The sequence below is a fragment of the Martelella sp. UBA3392 genome (assembly GCF_002358775.1).
GTDB classification, from domain to species: domain Bacteria; phylum Pseudomonadota; class Alphaproteobacteria; order Rhizobiales; family Rhizobiaceae; genus Martelella; species Martelella mediterranea.
Window position 1 is genome coordinate 3,098 of record NZ_DEPM01000018.1, and the last position, 6,175, is coordinate 9,272.

Here is a 6,175-nt window from a genome sequence, read left to right on the forward strand (position 1 = left end):
CAGCACTTCGCCATCGACCCGCAGGATGCCATCGGCCAGGAGGTTGAGGTTGATCTCGCGGATATCGACATTGACGGATTTGCCCGGCGACGCGCTGCCGACCGGAAACACGATGTCGCTCAGATAGATCGAGCGGGTATCGGCGGCGGTGAGAATGCCGCGGGCGAAATCGGTCTGGGTGAACATCTGCTCGACCAGAACCGGCAGGCTGTCGACCCTGTGCTCGGTGAGGCGGAACGTGCCGGTGGAGGGCAGCGCCGAGGAATCGACCGCGATGTCGTCAACCGACACCGAGTTCACGGTGACCTGCCCGCCGATGAGCTTTACCGGGTCGACGGCAAAATCCATGGTTCCGATCGAGGCGATCTGCTTCTCCTCGGGGCCGAGCAGCGTCACGCCGCGCACGCTGAGGTTCAAATCCAGATCACCGCTCAGTCTCAACCGCGCGGTTTCGATGCGGGCGTGATAGCCCTCCGGCATCGCCGCCGCGATCTGCTCATTGGCCTTGTCGGCCAGGAACCGGTCCAGCGACCCGCTTTCGATCACGTAGTAGACGAGCAGGAGAAGACCGCCGGCAATCAGTCCGAAAAACGTCAGAAAACGAAAGCAGTGACGCGTGAAGCTGCGATGGGTCGACGCGCGCACGATCATCGGCTCATGCGCCTGGGCCGACGGCAGCTTGTGGAGCGAAACATTTTCGCCGCGGCCGAAACGGGTACGCTCGCCTCTGATCAGTGAATCTTTTTGCTTGCTGTCGTCCAAAGCCGCTCCGTAAGCGTATAAACTGCGCTGACACAGGTCTGCCCGGCGCGAATCTCTGAAGGCATATTCACGACGAAGCGCATCGCTGGCAAGCGCGCAACCCTCCATCCGGTCGCCATTTATGCCGACCGCCGCTTGAACGCTAAATGAACAAAGGAGTGAGAATTTGACCGAACTGACAGAAGGCGACGAGGCCCCCGCGTTTTCCCTTCCGGTTTCCGAGCAAGAGACGTTCACGCTGTCGGACGCCCAGGGCAAGAACCTGGTGCTTTACTTCTACCCCAAGGACGACACCAAGGGCTGCACCGTCGAGGCGATCGCCTTCACGGCCCTTGCCGAAAGCTTTGAAAAGGCGAACACAATTGTTCTGGGCGTTTCGCCCGACGGGCTCAAGAGCCATGCGAAATTCGCGAAGAAACACGACCTTTCCGTTCTGCTGGGCGCCGATGAGGATCATACGGTGGCCGAGGCCTATGGCGTGTGGAAGGAAAAGAGCATGTATGGCAAGACCTATATGGGCATCGAACGCTCCACCTTCCTGATCGCGCCGGACGGCACGCTCAAGCGCATCTGGCGCAAGGTGAAGGCTGACGGCCATGCCGAAGCCGTGCTTGAGGCGGTCAACGGCGGGTAACTGCCGGCAAAAGGGCATTTCACGGCGTTGAAATGCCCTTGATCGCCCGGTTTTCTTGACTCTCGGGCCGTTTGCGACTATCCCGCCCCTCGTACGCATGACGATGGTGAAAGCGCCGTCGAATTTGTCACGAAAACACGGAACCCGTTTTCCTTTGACCTCATTTTCCGATCTTGGGCTCAGTCCCAAAGTACTCTCCGCTGTAACCGAGGCCGGCTACAGCGAACCGACGCCCATTCAGGCGGGCGCAATTCCGCCCGCGCTGGAGCGCCGCGATGTTTGCGGTATCGCCCAGACCGGCACCGGGAAGACCGCTTCCTTCGTGCTGCCGATGCTGACGCTTCTGGAGCGCGGCCGGGCAAGGGCGCGCATGCCGCGCACACTGATTCTCGAGCCGACCCGCGAACTCGCGGCCCAGGTGGCCGAGAATTTCGACAAATACGGCAAGAATCACAAGCTCAATGTCGCGCTGCTGATTGGCGGCGTTTCCTTCGAGGAGCAGAACCGCAAGATCGAACGCGGCGCCGATGTGCTGATCTGCACGCCCGGCCGCCTGCTCGACCACACCGAGCGCGGCAAGCTTTTGATGACCGGCGTGGAAATCCTGGTCATCGACGAGGCCGACCGCATGCTCGACATGGGCTTCATTCCCGATATCGAGCGGATCGCCAAGCTCATTCCGTTTACCCGGCAGACGCTATTCTTCTCGGCGACGATGCCGCCGGAGATCCAGAAGCTTGCAGACCGGTTCCTGCAGAACCCGGCCCGCATCGAGGTGGCTCCGCCCTCCTCCACCGCGGCAACCGTCGAGCAGAAGCTCGTCGCCACCGGCGGCAAGGACTATGAGAAGCGCGCGGCCCTGCGCGCCATCATCGACAAGCAGGACGATCTGAAAAACGCGATCATCTTCTGCAACCGCAAGAAGTCGGTCGCCGACCTCTTACGCTCGCTGCAGCGCCACGACTATCCCTGCGGCGCGCTTCATGGCGACATGGATCAGCATTCGCGCACCACGATCCTGCAGAATTTCCGCGACGGCAAGCTGCCGTTGCTGGTGGCCTCCGATGTCGCCGCCCGCGGACTCGACATTCCCGATGTCAGCCACGTCTTCAACTACGATGTGCCGATCCATGCCGAGGACTATGTCCACCGCATCGGTCGCACCGGCCGCGCCGGACGCAAGGGCGCGTCATTCACGCTGGTTGCCCCCAAGGACGCCAAGTTCGTCGACGCCATCGAGAAGCTGATCGATCGCAAGATCGAGTATGCCGACGGCGATCTCAGCACGATCGCTGCCGACGACGAGGGCGAAAAGCCCGCCGCGCGCACCCGTAAGGGCAGGTCGCGCAAGCCGGACAGCAAGCCCGCCGAGGAAAAGGCGGAGACGGCCCGTCCGTCCGAGGCCGCGAAACCGGCGCCGGCCAGCAAGGCGGCACCGAGCCAGGCCAGCAGGCCCGCTCCGCCTCAGGACAAGAGGCCCGCCAATGATGATCGCCGGCGCCCGCGTCGCCGCGATCGCGATGACGACCACACGCCGGTCGGCTTCGGCGATGAGATCCCGGCCTTCATGCTGGTCGCCGCCAAGGCCTGACGCCGGCACAATTCGTTGAATATGATTAGAGCCGCACGTCCTTCAGGAGGTGCGGCTCTAATCATATGCCTGATATGCCGTCTAAAAACCGTCAGTAAGCTTGCCTTTACAGCAATACATACAGATAAAATCCCTTAATATTCATTTGGTATGCGCTTTATATACTACGAAAACGCATTATCGGTCAATTGTATTTTCGAGATGACCGAACTTCACGACAAGTAGTGATAGCCGCGCCTGTAGTATAGCAAGGCTTCGCCGGGCGCGCTCATCTTCACGCTGACGACCTCGCCGATCAGGATCCAGTGTGTCGTCATCGCCTTGGCCTCCACCAGCCTGCAGTCAAAGCTGGCCAGCGCATCGGCAAGAACCGGCGCGCCGCTTGCCTCGACCTCCCACTCGGCCATGGCGAAACGCTCCTCGGCCGAAAGCCCGGTGAAACCCGCGAAGGCATCGGCGAGCGGACGATGATGGGCGGCAAGCGTATTGAGCGCGAAATTGCCGCTTTCCTCAAATATTGCGTTGTGCTCGTTCATGCGATTGACGCAGGCGAGCACGGTCGGCGGCGCGTCGGAAACCGAGCAGGCGGCCGTTGCGGTCACGCCGCGCAACACCCCGCCATGGGCGGTGGTCACGATCTGGACGTGGCCGGCATAATGGGCCATTGCATCGCGGTAATGTTTGGAAAAATTCGGGTCATCATGCATGGAAAATGCCGCGCTCATGCGTGGAAAAAACTGTCAAGGAACCATCCCTTCGATATTCAGTTGCGGTACTTACGGCGTTGCCCCTGCATCTGGCAAGGGTTATGACAGGGTTCATTGCGGCAAGTTTTGAGAAGAGGACGCGCGATCATGAGATCCATTCACGCCTGTCTCCTTGGCCTCGCCATCACCGGGCTCGCCGCCGCTCCTTCCCTTGCGGCCGAGAGCCTGAAGATCGGCGTTGTCGCGCCGGTGAGCGGAGACTACGCAGTTCTCGGCGAACAGGCGCTTGACGGCGCGAGCCTTGCCGCCCGCAACCGTGATATCGCTCTGACCCCGGTGGATGAAAGCTGCGAGGATGGCAGCGGCGCGGATATCGGCCGCACGCTTGCCGATGCCGGCGTCGATATCGCCATCGGCTTTTTCTGCAGCGAGACCGTACGCGGCGCCATGCCGGTGCTGCGGGATGCCGGCATTCCGGCGATCACCCTTTCCGCCCGGTCGATGCCGCTGATGGCCACCGCGCTGAAGGAAGGCTGGCCACTGTTCCGCATGGCGCCCAATGATCAGGACGAGACCGACGCGATCGTTGATTTCATCATGGGCGAATGGATCGATCAGCCGGTCGCGCTGCTCGACGACGGAACGATCTATTTCCGCGAGATGGTCAATGCCGTGCGCAACGCGCTGGAGGAACGCGGGCTGCAGCCGGTGCTCGTCGATACGTTCCGCCCCGCGCAGGAGCAGCAATTGTCGCTGGTGCGCCGCCTCGCCCAGGCCGGCGCCACCCATGTGTTCATCGGCGGCACGCGCGGCGATGTCGCCATCGTGGCGCGGGATGCGATCCAGCAGGGCGTCGATCTCACGCTCCTCGGCGCGGAGGCGCTCAGCGCAAGGGAAACCGATGTGCCGCTCGAACCCGGCGTGATGGCGATCGGGATTCCCGAATATGGCGAGCTTCCCCCTGCCGCCGATCTCGCGGACCTTGCCGAAAGCCAGGGCATCATCCCGGAAGGCTATGTCGTGCCCGCCGCAAGCGCGGTCGAGCTTGCCGCCCAGGCAATGGCGGCGGCGGATGGCGATCCCGCCCGGCTCGCCGCGATGCTTGCCGCCGGCCAGTTCGATACCGCGCTCGGCCCCGTTTCCTTCACCGACCGCCACGAACTTCAGGACAATCCGTATTTTCTTTTGCGCTGGCAGGGTAATCAATTCGTGCCGGTTTTCGATTCGGCCCGCCAGTAATACCAAGAAGGATACATGCAGTGAAACGTCCCCTGCGCATCGCCCCCTCCATACTTTCCGCCGACTTTTCCAGACTGGGAGAGGATGTGCGCGCCGTCGTCGATGACGGCGCCGACTGGGTGCATCTCGATGTCATGGACGGCCACTTCGTGCCCAACATTACCTTCGGCCCGCCGATCATCGCCAAACTGCGCGGCCACACGGATGCCGTCTTCGACTGCCATCTGATGATCGCGCCCGCAGATCCCTATCTCGAGGCCTTTGCCAAGGCCGGCTCGGACAGGATCACGGTGCACCAGGAGGCCGGACCGCACCTGCACCGCTCGCTCCAGACCATCCGCAACCTGGGCAAGAAGGCGGGCGTGGCGCTGAACCCGGCAACACCGGTTTCGACGATCGAAAACGTGATCGACGATCTCGACCTCATCCTGGTGATGACCGTCAATCCCGGTTTCGGCGGCCAGGCGTTCATTCCCGCCATGCTCGACAAGATCGAGCAGGTCAACGCGCTGATCGGCGACCGCCCGATCGAGCTTCAGGTCGATGGCGGCATCGCGCCGGACACGGTGGAGGCGGTCACCAGGGCCGGCGCTAATGTGCTGGTCGCGGGCTCGGCCATCTTCGGCAAGGCCGAGGGCGGCAGTTACCGGCCGGCCATGGATGCAATGCGGTCGGCCGCAGTCTAGCGTACCGCGTTTCAGGCGTATCTTGGAAATGGGTCAACGGGCGGGAGCGATGTCACGCGCCCGGCCGATAAGGTTTGCCGATATGCCGGCGCCGCGCCGGCCAATAAAAAGGTGCTGCAATGCCAAGTCTTACACGCATTCTCGGCGCAACGGTGGTCTCCGCGCTTGCCGCGGCCACCGCGAGCGCCGGTGATTTCGCCGCCTTCACCCCGCTCGGTTTTTCGGAAGACGGCAAGGTCTTTGCCTTCGAGGAATACGGCCAGGAAGACGGTTCCGGCTTCGCCTATTCCAATATCTTCTTCATTGATACGGAAAAGGACGCGTTTCTGGAGGGCACCCCGTTCCGCCTTCGCACCGAAACCGACAATGCCTCGATCAGCGCGGCGCGCGCGCTCGCCGTGCGCGAGGCTCTGCAGATGATCCAGGATTATAACCTGCTCGACCACCCCGGCTGGCTTGCCGCCTTCAATCCGGTGACGGAAAACAACGGCGATAACGGGACAATCAGGTATCGCGCCCACCCGAACCTGTCGCCCGTCAGCGAGATGGTCCTCGA

Annotated in this window: 7 protein-coding genes; 5 read left to right on the plus strand and 2 right to left on the minus strand. The window is 62.3% G+C overall.

The genetic code is table 11. The annotated features are described in order from the left end of the window. Window positions 1–762, minus strand: a 762-nt coding sequence (locus tag B4E36_RS01505) for a hypothetical protein (protein ID WP_345899891.1), incomplete at its 3' end; no start/stop codon positions are given. A 166-nt stretch (window positions 763–928) separates the two neighbouring features. Between B4E36_RS01505 and bcp the strand changes: the two genes are divergently transcribed. Both bcp and B4E36_RS01515 read left to right on the plus strand, forming a co-directional pair. Next, window positions 929–1,396 carry a thioredoxin-dependent thiol peroxidase gene (bcp, locus tag B4E36_RS01510; RefSeq protein WP_345899892.1) on the plus strand — a complete coding sequence of 156 codons (468 nt, stop codon included), beginning with the start codon at window positions 929–931 and terminating at the stop codon, window positions 1,394–1,396. A gap of 154 nt (window positions 1,397–1,550) precedes the next feature. Continuing rightward, a complete protein-coding gene (locus B4E36_RS01515; RefSeq protein ID WP_292056116.1) occupies window positions 1,551–2,987 on the plus strand; it encodes a DEAD/DEAH box helicase in 1,437 nt (478 codons plus the stop codon). A gap of 212 nt (window positions 2,988–3,199) precedes the next feature. Here the strand turns inward: B4E36_RS01515 and B4E36_RS01520 are convergent, their stop codons facing one another. Next, complete coding sequence (locus B4E36_RS01520; protein ID WP_292056115.1) at window positions 3,200–3,694, minus strand: flavin reductase; 495 nt, start codon at window positions 3,692–3,694, stop codon at window positions 3,200–3,202. Between the two features lie 147 nt (window positions 3,695–3,841). Between B4E36_RS01520 and B4E36_RS01525 the strand changes: the two genes are divergently transcribed. The 3 genes from B4E36_RS01525 to B4E36_RS01535 all read left to right on the plus strand — a co-directional run. After that, window positions 3,842–4,933, plus strand: a complete 1,092-nt coding sequence (locus B4E36_RS01525) for a branched-chain amino acid ABC transporter substrate-binding protein (protein ID WP_292056113.1) — start codon at window positions 3,842–3,844, stop codon at window positions 4,931–4,933. Window positions 4,934–4,953: 20 nt separating this feature from the next. Next, the gene (gene rpe, locus B4E36_RS01530; protein WP_345899893.1) at window positions 4,954–5,619 is read left to right on the plus strand and encodes a ribulose-phosphate 3-epimerase; all 666 of its coding nucleotides are present in this window, start codon (window positions 4,954–4,956) and stop codon (window positions 5,617–5,619) included. Between the two features lie 119 nt (window positions 5,620–5,738). Then, window positions 5,739–6,175, plus strand: a 437-nt coding sequence (locus tag B4E36_RS01535) for a DUF2259 domain-containing protein (RefSeq protein ID WP_345899894.1), incomplete at its 3' end; no start/stop codon positions are given.